Below are 15,263 nucleotides of genomic sequence, written 5' to 3'. Positions count from 1 at the left end.
GCCGCGCGCCAGCCAGAGAGAAGCACCACTCTGAGGCCCGACATGGAACGCGGCGATCGGCGCTTATGCGCTATCCGCCCCGATTCGGGATTACGTCCCCACTATCGTGACGAAATCCGCGACCGTCCCCGGCAATTCGGCAGGACGCGCCGCATGACTCTGGAGCCACAACATGTTTGTCCATAATAAGCGTTTGCAATACACCGTCCGCGTCGCCGCGCCGAACCCCGGCCTCGCGAATCTTTTGCTCGAACAATTCGGCGGCCCGCAAGGCGAACTGGCCGCGGCGTGCCGGTACTTCACACAGGCTGTCGGTGAAGACGATCCGGGCCGCAAGGACCTGCTGTTCGATATCGCCACCGAAGAATTGAGCCACCTGGAAATCATCGGCTCGATCGTCGCGATGCTGAACAAGGGCGCAAAGGGGCAACTCGCGGAAGCGGTCGAGAGCGAAGCCGAGTTGTATCGCTCACTGACCGGCGGCGGCAACGATTCGCACACCACCGCGCTGCTTTACGGCGGTGGCCCGGCGCTCACGAACTCGGCCGGTGTGCCGTGGACGGCCGCCTACATCGACACCATCGGTGAGCCGACCGCCGACCTGCGTTCGAACATCGCAGCCGAAGCGCGCGCGAAGATCGTTTACGAGCGGCTCATCAACGTGACCGACGATCCCGGCATCAAGGAAGCGCTGGGGTTCCTGATGACGCGTGAAATCGCGCACCAGAAGTCGTTCGAGAAGGCGCTGCATTCGATACAGCCGAACTTTCCGCAAGGCAAGCTGCCGGGCGTGCCCGAGTTCACGAACGTGTACTACAACATGTCGTCGGGCAACGATGCGCGAGGGCCGTGGAATGACGGCTCCGACTGGAAGTTCATCGAGGACCCGCAGCCGGCGGTCGATGGCGGCGATGGCCTCGCGACGGTCGGCGTATCGGCGGAAGACATCGACGTGCTGAAGGCGATGGCCGCGCGCACGGCATCCGACGCCACTTCGGACCCGAAGACCGGCGCTGATCTGGGGTCGGGACAGGCTTGATCGGGTTCGCCCCATAACAAGCGATCGTCCGGAACTCGGACGCGATGCCGCCGTCTGAACGGGCGGCGGCATCGAAGAGTTTTTGATTCCGTCATTACCGAGCGTCAAGCTCGACATCCACAGGAGCGGTCAATGTTTCCTTACTCCACTCAACCTTTCTCATCGATTGCCCGGGCCAACTTCGCGGCGTTTCTAAATGTCTCCGGCCGCTTCGCCAGCGGCATCCAGCAACTGACGGAGCTGAATATCCAGACGGTGAAAACCGTCATCGAGGAAAGCAATTCGCTGCTGCGTGCGGGCGAACAGGCGAGCGCCGGTGACGTGCTCGGCTGGCAATCGATCATGCTCGCGCAGCTCCCCGAGAAGGCGGCGTCGTACAGCAAGCACTTTATTTCGATCATCACATCGACGGAAGCCGACATCATCAAGGAAGCGCGCAGCCAGTACGAACGCAACGGCATTGAGGTCGAGGGCGCGGTCCAGCAAGCGGCTGAAGACGTGCAATCGGCGACGGAGGAACAAGGTGCGATTCTCTCCGACGCGACAAGGACCGTGACGAACCAGATGGCCGAATCGACTGCCAGCAGCGCAGGCGTGATCCTCGATGCAAGCGGCGAACTGGCGAACAAGGCAGCCGAAACAGGCGAACAGATGACCGATATCGCCGAGACTGCGACGTCGAAGGCAAGGTCGTCGTCCAAGCGTTGAAGCGGCGAGTCATACGGCGGTCATCGTCGGCGCGCCATAATCGGCGACGCTAAAAACGAGCCAATGGAAACGCGATGATCCCTGCCAGAACCGCCGTCGCACTTGCCGCGTTCGCGGCACTCACTGCCTGCAACGGCAACAACGACAACAGCACGCCGGCGGCCGCGCCGGCACCCACCGCTTTTTCCACGCTCGACGGCAACGCGCCGCTCGTGATCGGCCATCGCGGTTTGCCGGGGCTGCGTCCCGAGGAAACCCAGCCATCCTATGAACTCGCCGCGGACAACGGCGCCGACGCGCTCGAAGAAGACCTGCATCTCTCGAAGGATTGCGTGCTCGTCGCGCGCCACAATCCGTGGCTGTCGGACAACACGAATATCGCGGATGTCGCGAAGACGAACTCATCGGTGGCCGCGAGAAAGCGCACCGTCCCCGGCGTGATGGTCAACGTGACCTGGCCGACGACGCCGACGAGCGGTCCGTCGCAATACCTCACCGACCTGACCGATCCGTCGAATCCGAAGTCCGTGCTGAAGTCGTTGATCGTCGATGGCGAGGATCACACGAACGACTGGTCGATCACCGATTTCACCGCGCAGGAACTCACGACGCTGATCGGCGGCACGACCTACGATGCCGCGAACGAACGTCCGACCGAGTTCAACGGCAAATCGCCGGTAATGACGTTCCAGCAGATCATCGATATCGCGAAATCGAAGAGCCAGTCGAGCGGACGCGCGGTCGCCGTGTATCCGGAGACGAAGAATCCGACCTGGAACAACGCGCAGGCGATCGCGAACGGCTGCGGCGCGGCGGGCGGTCATCCGCTGGAAGATGCGCTGATCCGCATCCTCGACAGCAACGGCCTGAACACGCACGATTCCGCCGTCTACGTGCAGAGCTTCGAGCCGGGCAGCCTCAAGTACCTGCGCAGCCACGGCCTCAAGACGAAGGTGGTGCAACTGATCGATGGCTACGACGTCGATTACCACACGGGCAGCGTGATCTACAACGAGATCACCGACAGCCGTCCGTTCGACTGGACCGTCGCCGGCGATCCGCGCTGGTTCGACGCGATGCTGACGCCCACCGGCCTCGCCGAGATCAAGACGTACGCGGACGGCATCGGTCCGTGGAAGCCGCAGATCGTGCCGCTGACGATCACGCCGTATCCCGCATCGAGCGCTGGCGTCTCGACCTCGGCCGCGACGACGCAGCCCGCGACGAGCGTCATCGCCGATGCGCACAAGGCGGGTCTCTTCGTGCACGTCTTCACGTTCCGCAACGAGAAAAAGTATCTGGCGGCGGACTACAACGGCGATCCGAACGCGGAATACCTCAAGTTCTTCCGCCTCGGCGTCGACGGCGTGTTCACGGATTTCGCGAACACGGGCACGGCGGCGCGTCAGGCGTACCTGAAAGAACTGGGACGCTGATCATTCCTGCGACTGTTGCAGGAAGTATTGATCCAGCACCTCGATGATGCGCGCAGGCTCAGCCGGTTTTACAAAGTACGCGTCAAAACCGGTGACCTGCGAGCGCTTCCAGTCGGCGTAATCGGTCGAACTCGTGTGCGCCATCAGCATCATCGACGGATGCGCCGCGCGAATCACCTCGGCAGCCTCCCAGCCGTCGCCGAGCGGCATCGTCAGGTCGAGCAGCAGCGTGAACGGCCGCCACTTGCGCGCCACGCCGACCGCATCCAGCCCGGTATGCGCAGTCCGTACGACAAACCCCGCATCCTCCAGTAAAAGCACGGTCGCGCGCGTGGCGTCGATATCGTCATCGGCGATGAGAACGCGCCGTTCTTCCACTGGTGCCGGCATCGGCGGAATGCGCCAGATTGTTTCCCGAGGAGTGCGTTCGTTCGGTTCCATGCGCGTTTTGATCGTCGTTCGTGAAGTAGGAATGCTGCAGTACAGCAACCGTCGTACCGCGACGGCCCCTCTAAGGGAAAACGTGAGGCGCGAGAACACTGGACGATAGCTGCACAGCCAGCCGCTACAATCGTCTCGCGACTCATGCATGCCTTTGAAGAGGGACATACCCGATGAAGATCAGCCGCTACCCCGTGCCCGATCCCGATGCATGGCCGGACGACATTCGTGCACGCATCGTCGAAGTGCAGGAAAAGGCCGGTTTCGTGCCTAACGTGTTTCTCACGCTCGCGCATCGCCCCGACGAATTCCGCGCGTTCTTCGCGTATCACGACGCGCTGATGTTGAAGGAAGGCGGCCTGACAAAAGGCGAGCGAGAGATGATCGTCGTTACGACGAGCGCGGTGAACGATTGCCTGTATTGCGTCGTCGCTCATGGGGCGATCCTGCGCATTTACGAAAAGAATCCGCTCGTCGCCGATCAGGTCGCCGTCAATCATCGCAAGGCCGACATCACGCCGCGCCAGAAAGCCATGCTCGATTTCGCGCTGAAGGTGTGCCGCGCTTCGGGCAGCGTCGACGACACCGATTTCGCGGCCTTGCGCGAGCACGGTTTCTCCGATGAAGACGCGTGGGACATCGCCGCGATCACCGCGTTCTTCGGATTGTCGAACCGCATGGCGAACGTCATTTCGATGCGGCCCAACGACGAGTTCTTCCTGATGGGCCGCGTGCCGAAGGCGTAGTCAGGCGCCGAAGAGTTCGCTGCGCGCCGCGCTCAGTATCGACGCGATCGCCGGATGGCTGACGCGCCGCTCGATCGAAATGGAGAAGAACTCCTCGACAATCGTGTCGATATGGCCGACCGCGCTCAACGCATGTTCGTTTTTCAACTGCGCCGCGAGCACCGTCGGCGCAAACAGCACGCCACGGCCTTCGCGGCCGAACGCGATCGCGAGCGCCGCATCGTCAAATTCGCCGACGATGCGCGGCGCCACCCCCTGCGACTTCAGCCAGTAATCGAGCTTGCGCCGCACGGCCGATTCGGTGCCGGGCAACAGAACCGGCATGTCTTCGAGCGATGCAGGAAAGTCGCGCTCGGCACGCTTCACGAGCGACTTGGGCGCGTAACAACTGAGCGTCGAACGGCCGAGCAGATGATTGAACGCCTTCACGTTGACACCGGATGGAATCGGCGCGTCTGCGATGATCATGTCCAGCCGATGCACCGCCAGTTGCGCAAGGAGCGCGTGCAAATTGCCTTCGTGACAGATCAGCCGTAGCGATTCCGAGCGGTTCAGCGCCGGTTCGAGCAGCCGATACGCGACGGCTTTCGGCACGGAATCGGCGAGGCCTACGCGCAATTGCGTCTGCGTGAGCGCCTGATCGCGCTTCACGGCGCTTTCCAGTTCCGCGCCGAGCGCGAAGATTTCATCGGCGTAGTCGAGCACGAGCCGGCCCGCGTCCGTTACTTCGAGATTGCGGCCGCTCTTGCGGAACAGCTTTTTATCGAGCGCGTCTTCCAGCAGCTTGATCTGCCCGCTCAGCGTCTGCGGCGTGATGTGCAGTTGCGATCCGGCGCGCGCCAGGCTCCCCGCCCGCGCCGAAACCCAGAAGTAATACAGATGCTTGAAGTTCAAGGCAGCCTCCGTGCGTCCGCACCATTCATCGGTTTTCTCGAATGAAATAGAGCGTAAATACGAGTTTTATATCACAGGCGATTTCGATACATTGGTGACTGTCGTAAGCCAATTGAAGGAAATGACCGAGATGAAATGTCCTGTCTGCAAGACCCCGGATCTCCTGATGAGCGAGCGGGAAGGCATCGAAATCGACTACTGCGGGACGTGCCGCGGAATCTGGCTTGATCGCGGGGAACTCGACAAGCTGCTCGCGCGCATCGAGGAAAACGCTGTTGCACAAAGCAACAAGCAAGTGCCACGCGAACGCTTCGAACATACGCAATACGGCGAGCGCGAACGCCGCGCCGACTGGGGCTCGCGCGATGACGGCTACAAGGGCCATCGCGACCAGCGGCATCAGCCGTACAGGAAGAAAAAATCGCTGCTCAATGAACTGTTCGACTTCGGCTAAGGGTAAACAGCGAAGCGAAATTTTGAAGTTGATCTTTAATACGGAGCTCAGAAGATGGCAACTGTCAGGCAACTGTTGAATGCGAAGACCGATGTATCGGTTCATACGATCGACGTGGCGGCGAGCGTCTACGAGGCGATCGAAGTCATGTCGCGGCACGGTATCGGCGCGCTGGTGGTGACCGAGGGCGCGGCGGTTCGCGGCATCGTGACCGAGCGTGACTATGCGAGGAAAGTGGTGCTGCTGGAAAGGTCGTCGCGGAACACGGCGGTGGCCGACATCATGTCGCGCGCGCTGCGTTATGTGCGCCCCGGTCAGAGCACCGATGATTGCATGGCGCTGATGAACGCGCATCGCATCCGGCATCTGCCGGTGATCGACGGCGGGCAACTGGCCGGGATGGTATCGATCGGGGATCTGGTGAAGAACCTCATCGACGAACAGCAATTCGCGATCGATCAGTTGCAGACGTACGTGCGTGGCGAGAGTCACGATGCGGGGGTATCGACGCTGACGAGGCGGGCGTCGTTGCCGCATGCGTTTGCGACCAGCCTTTCCTGAGGTCCCGCGGCGGAGGCTCACACGCCTCCGCCATCGTTTCACTATTGCCAGCGCCCGCCGCGCAGTCATTGCGTAGAAGCGCCCGCGATACGTCCCTTTCGGTGCAAATCCTCTCCGACTCCTATAATCGGTAAAGACGCCCTTCGCGTCCGTGCCTGTACCTGAGAGCCGCAAGCGTGCCGACGCTGGCACGTCCCATGCTGTCGGACCCCTTGCGACTCAACCAAGGAGAGCAAACATGACCATTGAATTCAGCGGCCGACGCCACGTCGTAGCCGCTTCGCGCGTTGCTTTCGAGGCCAACGTTGAAGGTCGCGAGGTCTGGTGCAGCGTGTCGCTCGATGCGCTCAACGATCACTTCGGCAACGAAGGCACGTCCTCTCACTCGCTCCTGAGCACATTCGAAGGCAGCCGCATGCGCATCGAGGAAGCGGCCAAGCGCGTGCTGGAACACAACGGCGGACAGTCCGTCGAACTCGAAAGCAGCGACTTCAAGGGACCGTCCGTGTGACGGTCCTCCGGCTTCGGTCGGAACTCCCGTAATTGCTCCTCTTGAGGCGGTCAACGTGCCGCCCGTCCCCTCTCGTGCGTCGAACTGAGCCCGACTGAGGCGCTTGTTCGCCCGATGGTCTGCCTTGCTGGTTTCGTAGACTGGGTTTGTGTCGAAATCCGGCACGCACGAGGAGAACGTCGATGATGCTGCGTAATTGGATCGTAGTGCTGGAGTGTGCGTACATGGAGTACACGACGTGGGGCGAGCGTCACGTTTTTCGACGCACCGTGGGGTATGACCGCGTCGTCTGGTGCTGACGCGGGGTACGCGTCTTGCTGCTGGATTGGTTTTTTCAGCAGGGAGCACACCATGATGAAGCCTTACATCGTCGCGCACATGATGTCGTCGATCGACGGCCGCAGTCTCACCGACGGCTGGAATCTCGACTACGCCAGCGATCTCTACGAAAGCACCGCCGCCACCTTCGAAGCCGATGGCTGGATTTGCGGCCGGGTGACGATGCAGGAAATCTCGCACGGCAAGGATTATCCGAAGGGTCTCGCGAAATCGCCGGTCCCGCGCACGGATTACTTCGTCGAACGCGACGCCTCGCAGTATGCGATCTCGATCGATCCGCAAGGACGTGTCGCGTGGAAGAGCAACACGGCGCTGAAATCGCATGTGATCGAAGTGCTGGCCGAAGAAGTCCCCGACGATTTCCTCGCGTATCTGCAATCGATCGGCGTGTCGTATGTGTTCGGCGGCAAGAAGGATATCGATCTGGCGGTGGTCGTCGATACGCTTGCGCGTGAGTTGGGCGTGAAGAAGCTGATCGTCGAAGGCGGCTCGCACGTGAGCGGCGCGTTCGTCAACGCGGGACTCGTCGATGAAGTGAGCGTGCTGATTCTGCCGCTCGTCGATTCACGCGACGAACATCCGTCGTCGTTCGAGGTTCCGATGGAGAAGTGGAAAGCGCCGGCCTATCTCAAGCTCGAATCGGTCGAGAAGGCCGGGCATGACGCGGTGTGGCTGCGTTATAAAAAATAACGGACGCGCTGCGTTGCACAGCGCGTCTTTAGCTTGAAGAAAGCTTAATGCTGGACCGAAGCGAGCGCCTCGTTCAGCGTCTTGCTCGGACGCATTACAGTGGCGAGCTTGTCGAAGTCCGGCTTGTAATAGCCGCCGATATCGGCTTCCTTGCCCTGCACTTCCGCCAGTTCCGCGACGATTGCCTGCTCGTTCGCAGTCAACTGCTTCGCGAGCGGCGCGAATTGCCTGGCGAGTTCGGCGTCGTCGGTTTGCGCGGCGAGTTCCTGCGCCCAGTACATCGCGAGGTAGAACTGGCTGCCGCGGTTATCGAGCTGGCCGGTCTTCGGCGACGGATTCTTGTTGTTCTCAAGCAGCTTGCCAGTCGCGGCATCCAGTGTTTTCGCGAGAACCTTGGCCTTCGCGTTGCCGGTCTTGATGCCGAGGTCTTCCAGCGACACCGCCAGCGCCAGGAACTCGCCGAGCGAATCCCAGCGCAGATGGTTTTCCTCGACCAGTTGCTTCACATGCTTCGGCGCCGAGCCGCCCGCACCGGTTTCGTACATGCCGCCGCCCGCCATCAGCGGAACGATGGAGAGCATCTTCGCGCTCGTGCCGAGTTCCATGATCGGGAAAAGGTCTGTGAGGTAGTCGCGCAGGATATTGCCGGTCACCGAAATCGTGTCGAGGCCGCGAATCACGCGTTCGAGCGTGTAACGCATCGCGCGCACCTGCGACATGATCTGGATGTCGAGGCCGTTAGTGTCGTGATCCTTGAGGTACGTTTCGACCTTCTTGATCAGTTCGGCTTCGTGCGGACGATACGGGTCGAGCCAGAACAGCGCCGGCATGCCCGAGTTGCGCGCGCGCGCGACGGCGAGCTTCACCCAGTCGCGGATCGGCGCGTCCTTCACCTGACACATGCGCCAGATGTCGCCTTCTTCGACGTTCTGCACGAGCAGCACTTCACCGGTGGCGAGATCGACGATGCGCGCCTCGCCCGTTTCCGCCACTTCAAAGGTCTTGTCGTGCGAGCCGTATTCCTCGGCTTGCTGCGCCATCAGGCCGACGTTCGGCACCGTGCCCATCGTGGCGGGATCAAAGTTGCCGTTGGTCTTGCAGAAGTTGATCACTTCCTGATAGATGCGCGCGAACGTGCTCTCCGGAATCACGGCCTTCGTGTCCTTCGGCCGGCCGTCGGCGCCCCACATCTTGCCGCCGATGCGGATCATCGCCGGCATCGATGCATCGACGATCACGTCGTTCGGCGCGTGCAGGTTCGAGATGCCCTTCGCCGAATCGACCATCGCGAGTTCCGGACGATGCTCATGGCACGCGTGCAGGTCGCGGATGATTTCCTCGCGCTTCGAACTCGGCAGCGTTTCGAGCTTGTCGTACAGATTGACGAGACCGTTGTTCACGTTCACGCCGAGTTCTTCGAAGAGCTTGCCGTGCTTGTCGAACGCGTCCTTGTAGAAGATCTTGACGGCGTGGCCGAAGACGATCGGGTGCGAAACCTTCATCATCGTCGCCTTGACGTGCAGCGAGAGCATCACGTCGGTCTTGCGCGCGTCTTCCATCTGCTCTTCGTAGAAGTCGCAGAGGGCTTGCTTGCTCATGAACATGCTGTCGATGATCTCGCCTTCCTGCAGCGCGACCTTCGGCTTCAGCACGATCGTCTTGCCGCTCTTCGTGACGAGTTCCATTTTGACGTCGCGGGCGCGGTCGAGCGTCATCGACTTTTCGCCGTGATAGAAGTCGCCATGCTTCATGTGCGCGACGTGCGTGCGCGACGCCATGCTCCACTCGCCCATGCTGTGCGGGTTCTTGCGCGCGTAGTTCTTGACTGCGCCGGGCGCGCGGCGGTCCGAATTGCCTTCGCGCAGCACCGGGTTCACCGCGCTGCCGAGGCACTTCGAATAGCGCTGACGGATGGCCTTTTCGGCGTCGGTTTTCGGCTCTTCAGGGAAATCCGGGATTTTGTAGCCTTTGTTCTGCAATTCCTTGATCGCGCCGATCAACTGGTGCACGGAAGCGCTGATGTTGGGCAGCTTGATGATGTTGGTGTCGGGCAGGAGCGTCAGGCGGCCGAGTTCCTTGAGGTTGTCGGGCACGCGCTGCGCTTCGGTCAGGAACTCAGGGAATTCGCCGAGAATGCGGCCTGCCACCGAGATGTCGCTCGTCTCGACGTTGATCCCGGCCGGCGCGGTGAACGTGCGGATGATCGGCAGGAAGGCGCTGGTCGCGAGCAGCGGGGCTTCGTCGGTGAGGGTGTAGATGATGGTCGGTTGCTGGGTACTCATCGCAGGTCTCAGGGTTGAAGGCGGGATGGGGCCGCGGGCGGCGGCAGGACCGAAGTCCGGCGCTAAACCCTGAATTTTGCCTGAATTTGGGGATGGGCGGCGGGGAGGGGGTGGTGGAAGGTAAATTGGGGGCCGCCGCGCTCTGTTGTCCTTTATCTCGCTTTATGTCCGAACGGCCCGTCCGGGTTCGCGTACGGATTCAGCTCCTTCTTGCGCCGTACACCGTCGGAGCCGGAAAGCCCTGCCTGCTCGCGCAACGGCGCCGGCACGCCCGTCCCTGGCTTCGCATCGGGCTTGATGTCTTCGAGGCCCTGCGCCCATGCATCGAGCATGAGCTTGGCGATGTCGCGAAAGCCGGGGAAGCGCTCGGCGTATTCGGCCACTTGCGGCAGCACCTTCTGGACGGCGGCCTCGACGCGCGCCGCACACTCCGACATGACCGATCTCGACAGTCCGAGCCACGCGCCACCGTGCTGATAAAGCAGTTTGCCGGACGCCCACACGCGTTTTCCCTTCAACGGCAGGGCGGGAATGTCGTGCCGGAATCGCGGATAGATCGTGACGGTCACGATGTCGAATGCCGGCGCGAAGCGAACGTCGTCAGGGCTCGCGTAGACGAGCGCGAAGTTCTTCATGTGCGCGTCCGCGTTGCGCAGCGCGTAGTTGACCAGATGCAGCGTGAACAAATCCCGCACGGCGTCCTGGAGGAAATCCGCGCTGACATACGTCCTCGTCAGCTTCGCCAGATCTTCGAGACTTCCCTTGCGATATTTGTCCAGCGGATCGATGCCCTTTAGCGAGCAGAAGTCCTCGAATGCGAGCCGACGCCCGTCGCGGTCGCGATCGAACCGGCGAACGGCCAGCACCTGTCCGTCGTTCGACAGCAGGGTTTCCGGAGCCCGCAGGCCAGCATGGCGCGCAACTTCCAGGCACAGGTATTCATTTACCGATAGCCAGGGGATGTCGTCGAAGCCCGTCTTCAAGATAAATTCGTCGGTCCAGACGGTCGCCTTTTCGTCCGGCTTGACGAGCGCCTTCGGCATCACGCCGGAGACACCCTGCGTCATGTCGCCTTCAAGAAGCCGCAGAAGATTGTCGCGCGAATCGGTTGAAGCGAGCAGCGTCGCCATATCAGCGGGCGATTGCGCCGTTTCTAGACGAGTATCGTGCGGAACCACCTGGACGCGACCGATGGCGTTGGCACCTGTAAGCGCCAGCAGTCCCATGTCGCTTACGTCGGCGTGCGCGCCGAGCCAGCGCCGAATCAGGTCCTTTTTATATCCTTCCGGAAGATTCATCTGGAAGAACGGATGCAGGCCCTTCGGCCACGTGTACGACTGCGCGCGCACCGGCATGAGCAACGAGACGAGATGGCGCGCGGCGACGTCGGGAAGGTACGTGAAAACGCCCGCGTGCGCTTCCTGCGTCAAGGTTCCGACGAGCGTCGAGTCGGCGTAGACATCGAGTAGCGGCGACTTACTCATTTCATGCCTCGGCGTTGCGCGGCTTCGCGACGCTCTTGAGCACCTCGGACGCTTGCTTGCGAGGATGGCGCACGCGTAAGCGCGTGCTCGCTGGCTCGGCATTCATGCCGGCATCCGTTTCGGTTTCGTCGATGACATCGTCGAGCGTGCGCTGGTGCCCAGCTGGACGCACGATGAGTTCGAGTCCGATTGCCTCGAAAAGGCTCAACAGTTTCACCGCGCCCAGTTCCGGCAATGCACCGGTTTCGAACTGGCTGATGCGCACGCGCGGCACGCCGCTACGCTCGGCGACTTCGCCTTGAGTCAGGTTCGCAATCAGACGGCGCTGGCGAAAAGACTCGCCAAGTTGGGAAAGGGTCATGTTACGTATATGCAGCTTTAAGTCGTTTGATCTACTTAAAGTAACATATATACAACATTGAGGGGCGGATTTTTACGTCGGGTATTCGATACACAAACTTTAATCTTCGTTTTAATGTAATTTATTTATTACGTTACATCCTGAACCTGCGACCCCAACAACCGAATCCCCGCCACCCCGAACACGATCGCCAGACACCCATCCAGCCACCTGCGAGCCGCCACATACCCGCGCCGCGCCGCCGCTGTCGAAAAGAGCGCCGCGTAACTCCCAAACACCGTCACGCCGATACACAAGCACCCGCCGACGACGGCCGCCATATGTGAATGACTCGCCTGAGCCGGCGACGCCAGCGCCACGACCGATATCCACACGAGGATAGCTTTCGGATTCGTCAGATGCAAAAGGGCCCCACGGGTGTAGAGCCGTCGCAAAGACTGCTTGTTCGCGGGTGATGCACCGGCGACAGGCCTCGCCATCAGCGCCGACTTTCCGGACCTGAACGCGAGCCACAACAAATAGACGCCCCCGAAAACCTTCACCACGACGAGAAACCCGGACCACGCGAGCAGCGTCGCCGATAACCCTAACGTCGCGAGCGTCGCCCAGAAAAACGATCCCGAGACGACGCCGGCGGCGAACGTCAGCGCAGCCTTGCGGCCGGAGGTCGCCGCGATCGACATGATCGCGAGATTGCTCGGACCAGGGCTGGCTGTACCGACGAAATAAGCCGACCAGGCGAACAGAAGGTTCGCGGTGAAGAACGCGGTCATGGAAGTGTCCAATCGGTTCGATGACGAGCCTTGAAACGCGGCTCGCGTGCGCAGTGATCGATTGTCGATGAAACGCTTTGGCCGAACCATGTACGGTTCAGGCGCGCGAGGACGGGCCACTAGCTAACGCGTGCACCCTTCCGGACGCGATTTGGAACCGCGACGCTCCGCCGGCACCTTGCAATTGTCGACGCGCTGGTCGTCACTTGCCTTGTCGCCCAGGCGCTCCTTGAGCGTCTTCGGCGCCTGCGATTCGGCATCCGATGCGGCGCTTTCCTGCTGCGTCGCAAGCGCCATCGATGATCCCGTCATGGCGACCAACACAGCGCAGAGCACTACACGCATGGCTATCAACCCTATGGCGAAGGCAAAGAAACAGCTTACCGTTCCACAGCGCCTCGAACACTCCGTTTCTTGCTGCCTGATCAATATGTATTTCCCCGCAAGAATCGGGGCGTCGGCAGCACGTCGCGTCGATACATTCGACGCTGAGAGAAGCAACCGGCTTCTCTTTCGACACAGCCATTCGAGGAAATCACCATGTCCAAGGAAGACGACAACAAGGCAATCGTAGGCCGCTGGTTCACTGATTTTTGGGGCAAGACCTGCAATCTCGACATCGTCGACGAACTCGCCGTGCCCGACATGCTCCTCCAATACTCGCTGCACGAACCGCGCCGCGGTCACGATGACATCAAGGCGTTCATGCGCGGGTTTCGCCAAGCCTTTCCCGATCTGGAATTCCAGGGCGCGGCCGAACTCATCGCGGAGGGGGATTACGTCGTCGGCCGGTGGGAAGGCGGCGGAACGCACACAGGGCCGGCGTTCGGCGACTTCAAAGCCGGGTCGCTGCCAGCGGCGACCGGGCGCAAGATGCACTTCACCGGCACGACGGTGCTGCGGCTGAAGGAAGGCAGGATCGTCGAGGAGATCGGTCTGGACGACGGCGTTACCGCACTGCAGCAGCTTAGGCTGATTCGTGTAGGGTGATCATCACGAAGGCCGGGCACCCCGGCCTTTGTCAGGCCAAAACTTGCAAGTTGCAAGCACGTTCCTTATCGTCGTGTTGAAATACACTTGATCGCCACGGCCGTTTCTGAGCCGAACCCCACGACAAGGCCCCACCCATGTCCGACACCCAGCCGCGCAGCGAAAACCACGACCTGCTCTACCTCCTGCAGGGCGCCGACGAGTTCAGCCGCGACGTCTTCCCCGACAGCGCCGAACTGTTCAAAAGCCTCGCCGCGCACCAGTCGCCGCATACGCTCTTCATCGCCTGCGCCGACTCGCGCGTGTCGCCGGAGCTGATCACGCAGACGCGTCCCGGCGAGCTCTTCGTGTGCCGCAACATCGGCAATATCGTGCCGGGTTACGGCGAGATGCTTGGCGGCGTGTCGGCAGTCGTCGAGTATGCGGTGCTCATGCTGAACGTGAAGCAGATCGTCATTTGCGGCCACTCGGACTGCGGCGCAATGAAGGGCCTGGCGTTAGGCGCAACGCTTGCGGACGACATGCCGACCGTCCACGCGTGGCTGCGCAACGCGGAAGCCGCGCGCAGCGTCGTGACGGCGCGCAAACTCGAGCCCGAGTGCGTCGTGCAGGCGATGGTCGAGGAAAACATCCGCCTGCAACTGAATCATCTGCGCACGCATCCCGCCGTGGCCGGGCGACTCGCGCTCGGCACGCTGCAGATTCAGGGCTGGGTGTACGACATCGGGCACGGCAGCGTCTCGGTCTTCGATGAAGCCGACGGCGCCTTCCTCACCACTACCGAAGCCCGCACGCGACTCGCGCAAAAGCCGTCGAGCGGCGCCTAACGCGCCATTTTCGCGAGCAGCATCGCCTTCACGTCAGGCCATTCCGAATCGATGATGGAAAAGCGCACGGAGTTGCGCACGCGGCCATCGGGCATGATGCGTTCGTTGCGCACGATGCCTTCCTGCTTCGCGCCGATGCGCAGAATCGCGGCGCGCGACTTCTCGTTGAGTTCATCGGTCGTGAATTGCACGCGAACTGAGCGCATCGCCTCGAACGCATGCGCGAGCAGTAAAAACTTCGCTTCGGTGTTGACCCCCGAGCGCTGCACCGATTCGCCGAGCCACGTATGCCCGATCTCGAGCTTCCGGTTGACGCGATCGATCTTCTAGAAACGCGTGCTGCCGACTGCGCATCCCGAATCCCGCATCACGATCACGAACGGCATCACCGTTCCTGCGTCACGGCCGTCGAGTGCTTTGCCGATGTACTGCTCGATCGTGTCGGGTCCGGGCACGACCGTCAGCTTCATGTTCCATAGCTCGCCGTCGGCGGCCGCGTGCAGCAGGTCGGACGCGTGTTCGCGTTGAAGCGGACGGAGTTCGATGGTCCTGCCGATGAGAACCGGCTGCATGGACAAGGCGTCGTTGTCGATCATGACTTGAGGGATTTGACAGGGAGGCCCGACATCTTAGAACAGGAACGGCGGCGAGCGGGTTAAGATCATTCACGCGCGGCGCCACCAAGAACGGACACGCCGCTTCCGACCATCCGCCGGTTCTCCGATGA

General features: G+C 61.5%; 17 protein-coding genes and 1 pseudogene. 10 read left to right on the top strand and 8 right to left on the bottom strand.

The features are described 5' to 3' along the window. Positions 1-172 precede the first annotated feature (172 nt). The 3 genes from AWB65_RS03535 (at position 173) to AWB65_RS03525 (ending at position 3,183) form a co-directional block, all read left to right on the top strand. Complete coding sequence (locus AWB65_RS03535) at positions 173-1,039, top strand: manganese catalase family protein (protein WP_087665824.1); 867 nt, start codon at positions 173-175, stop codon at positions 1,037-1,039. Positions 1,040-1,171: 132 nt separating this feature from the next. Further along, a complete protein-coding gene (locus AWB65_RS03530) occupies positions 1,172-1,747 on the top strand; it encodes a phasin family protein (protein WP_087665823.1) in 576 nt (191 codons plus the stop codon). Between the two features lie 74 nt (positions 1,748-1,821). Next, positions 1,822-3,183, top strand: coding sequence for a glycerophosphodiester phosphodiesterase family protein (locus AWB65_RS03525; protein WP_087665822.1), 1,362 nt, complete (start codon positions 1,822-1,824; stop codon positions 3,181-3,183). Here AWB65_RS03525 and AWB65_RS03520 read toward each other — a convergent pair whose 3' ends face one another. Beyond that, entirely contained in the window at positions 3,184-3,624 is a 441-nt protein-coding gene (locus AWB65_RS03520) for a response regulator (RefSeq protein ID WP_087654530.1), read from the bottom strand. 173 nt (positions 3,625-3,797) lie between these two features. On the opposite strand from AWB65_RS03520, the gene AWB65_RS03515 reads away from it, so the two are divergent. Beyond that, on the top strand, positions 3,798-4,370 hold the full coding sequence (locus tag AWB65_RS03515) for a peroxidase-related enzyme (RefSeq protein WP_087665821.1): 573 nt from the start codon (positions 3,798-3,800) through the stop codon (positions 4,368-4,370). On the opposite strand, the gene nhaR is transcribed toward AWB65_RS03515, so the two are convergent. Continuing rightward, the gene (nhaR, locus tag AWB65_RS03510) at positions 4,371-5,264 is read right to left on the bottom strand and encodes a transcriptional activator NhaR (protein ID WP_087654386.1); all 894 of its coding nucleotides are present in this window, start codon (positions 5,262-5,264) and stop codon (positions 4,371-4,373) included. A gap of 130 nt (positions 5,265-5,394) precedes the next feature. Here nhaR and AWB65_RS03505 point away from each other — a divergent pair, with 130 nt between their 5' ends. From AWB65_RS03505 to AWB65_RS03490, 4 genes are all read left to right on the top strand, one after another. Next, positions 5,395-5,718 (top strand): TFIIB-type zinc ribbon-containing protein, encoded by a 324-nt coding sequence (locus tag AWB65_RS03505; protein WP_087666027.1) that lies wholly within the window; start codon positions 5,395-5,397, stop codon positions 5,716-5,718. 54 nt (positions 5,719-5,772) lie between these two features. Then, positions 5,773-6,279, top strand: coding sequence for a CBS domain-containing protein (locus AWB65_RS03500; RefSeq protein ID WP_087665820.1), 507 nt, complete (start codon positions 5,773-5,775; stop codon positions 6,277-6,279). 238 nt (positions 6,280-6,517) lie between these two features. Beyond that, positions 6,518-6,790 (top strand): DUF1488 family protein, encoded by a 273-nt coding sequence (locus tag AWB65_RS03495; RefSeq protein ID WP_087665819.1) that lies wholly within the window; start codon positions 6,518-6,520, stop codon positions 6,788-6,790. A gap of 354 nt (positions 6,791-7,144) precedes the next feature. Next, a complete protein-coding gene (locus tag AWB65_RS03490) occupies positions 7,145-7,819 on the top strand; it encodes a dihydrofolate reductase family protein (RefSeq protein WP_087666026.1) in 675 nt (224 codons plus the stop codon). 44 nt (positions 7,820-7,863) lie between these two features. On the opposite strand, the gene AWB65_RS03485 is transcribed toward AWB65_RS03490, so the two are convergent. The 5 genes from AWB65_RS03485 to AWB65_RS03465 form a co-directional block, all read right to left on the bottom strand. Continuing rightward, positions 7,864-10,101 (bottom strand): NADP-dependent isocitrate dehydrogenase, encoded by a 2,238-nt coding sequence (locus AWB65_RS03485; RefSeq protein WP_087665818.1) that lies wholly within the window; start codon positions 10,099-10,101, stop codon positions 7,864-7,866. A gap of 152 nt (positions 10,102-10,253) precedes the next feature. After that, positions 10,254-11,585 carry a type II toxin-antitoxin system HipA family toxin gene (locus tag AWB65_RS03480; protein WP_087665817.1) on the bottom strand — a complete coding sequence of 444 codons (1,332 nt, stop codon included), beginning with the start codon at positions 11,583-11,585 and terminating at the stop codon, positions 10,254-10,256. 1 nt (position 11,586) lies between these two features. Continuing rightward, complete coding sequence (locus AWB65_RS03475; protein WP_087665816.1) at positions 11,587-11,946, bottom strand: helix-turn-helix domain-containing protein; 360 nt, start codon at positions 11,944-11,946, stop codon at positions 11,587-11,589. Between the two features lie 128 nt (positions 11,947-12,074). Beyond that, entirely contained in the window at positions 12,075-12,719 is a 645-nt protein-coding gene (locus tag AWB65_RS03470) for a LysE family translocator (RefSeq protein ID WP_087665815.1), read from the bottom strand. Between the two features lie 123 nt (positions 12,720-12,842). Then, positions 12,843-13,016, bottom strand: a complete 174-nt coding sequence (locus tag AWB65_RS03465; RefSeq protein WP_235007490.1) for a hypothetical protein — start codon at positions 13,014-13,016, stop codon at positions 12,843-12,845. Positions 13,017-13,259: 243 nt separating this feature from the next. On the opposite strand from AWB65_RS03465, the gene AWB65_RS03460 reads away from it, so the two are divergent. Beyond that, on the top strand, positions 13,260-13,709 hold the full coding sequence (locus AWB65_RS03460) for an ester cyclase (RefSeq protein WP_087665813.1): 450 nt from the start codon (positions 13,260-13,262) through the stop codon (positions 13,707-13,709). Positions 13,710-13,846: 137 nt separating this feature from the next. Next, positions 13,847-14,536 (top strand): carbonic anhydrase, encoded by a 690-nt coding sequence (locus AWB65_RS03455; RefSeq protein WP_087665812.1) that lies wholly within the window; start codon positions 13,847-13,849, stop codon positions 14,534-14,536. Here AWB65_RS03455 and AWB65_RS03450 read toward each other — a convergent pair. Further along, positions 14,533-15,132: pseudogene (locus tag AWB65_RS03450) on the bottom strand (GNAT family N-acetyltransferase). The gene AWB65_RS03455 and the pseudogene AWB65_RS03450 sit on opposite strands and share 4 nt — an antisense overlap. Positions 15,133-15,263: the final 131 nt, after the last annotated feature.

The sequence above is a fragment of the Caballeronia humi genome, from assembly GCF_001544475.1.
Classification (GTDB): Bacteria; Pseudomonadota; Gammaproteobacteria; order Burkholderiales; family Burkholderiaceae; genus Caballeronia; species Caballeronia humi.
Note: the sequence above shows the minus strand (reverse complement) of the source record. Positions and strands in the feature narration are given on the sequence as shown.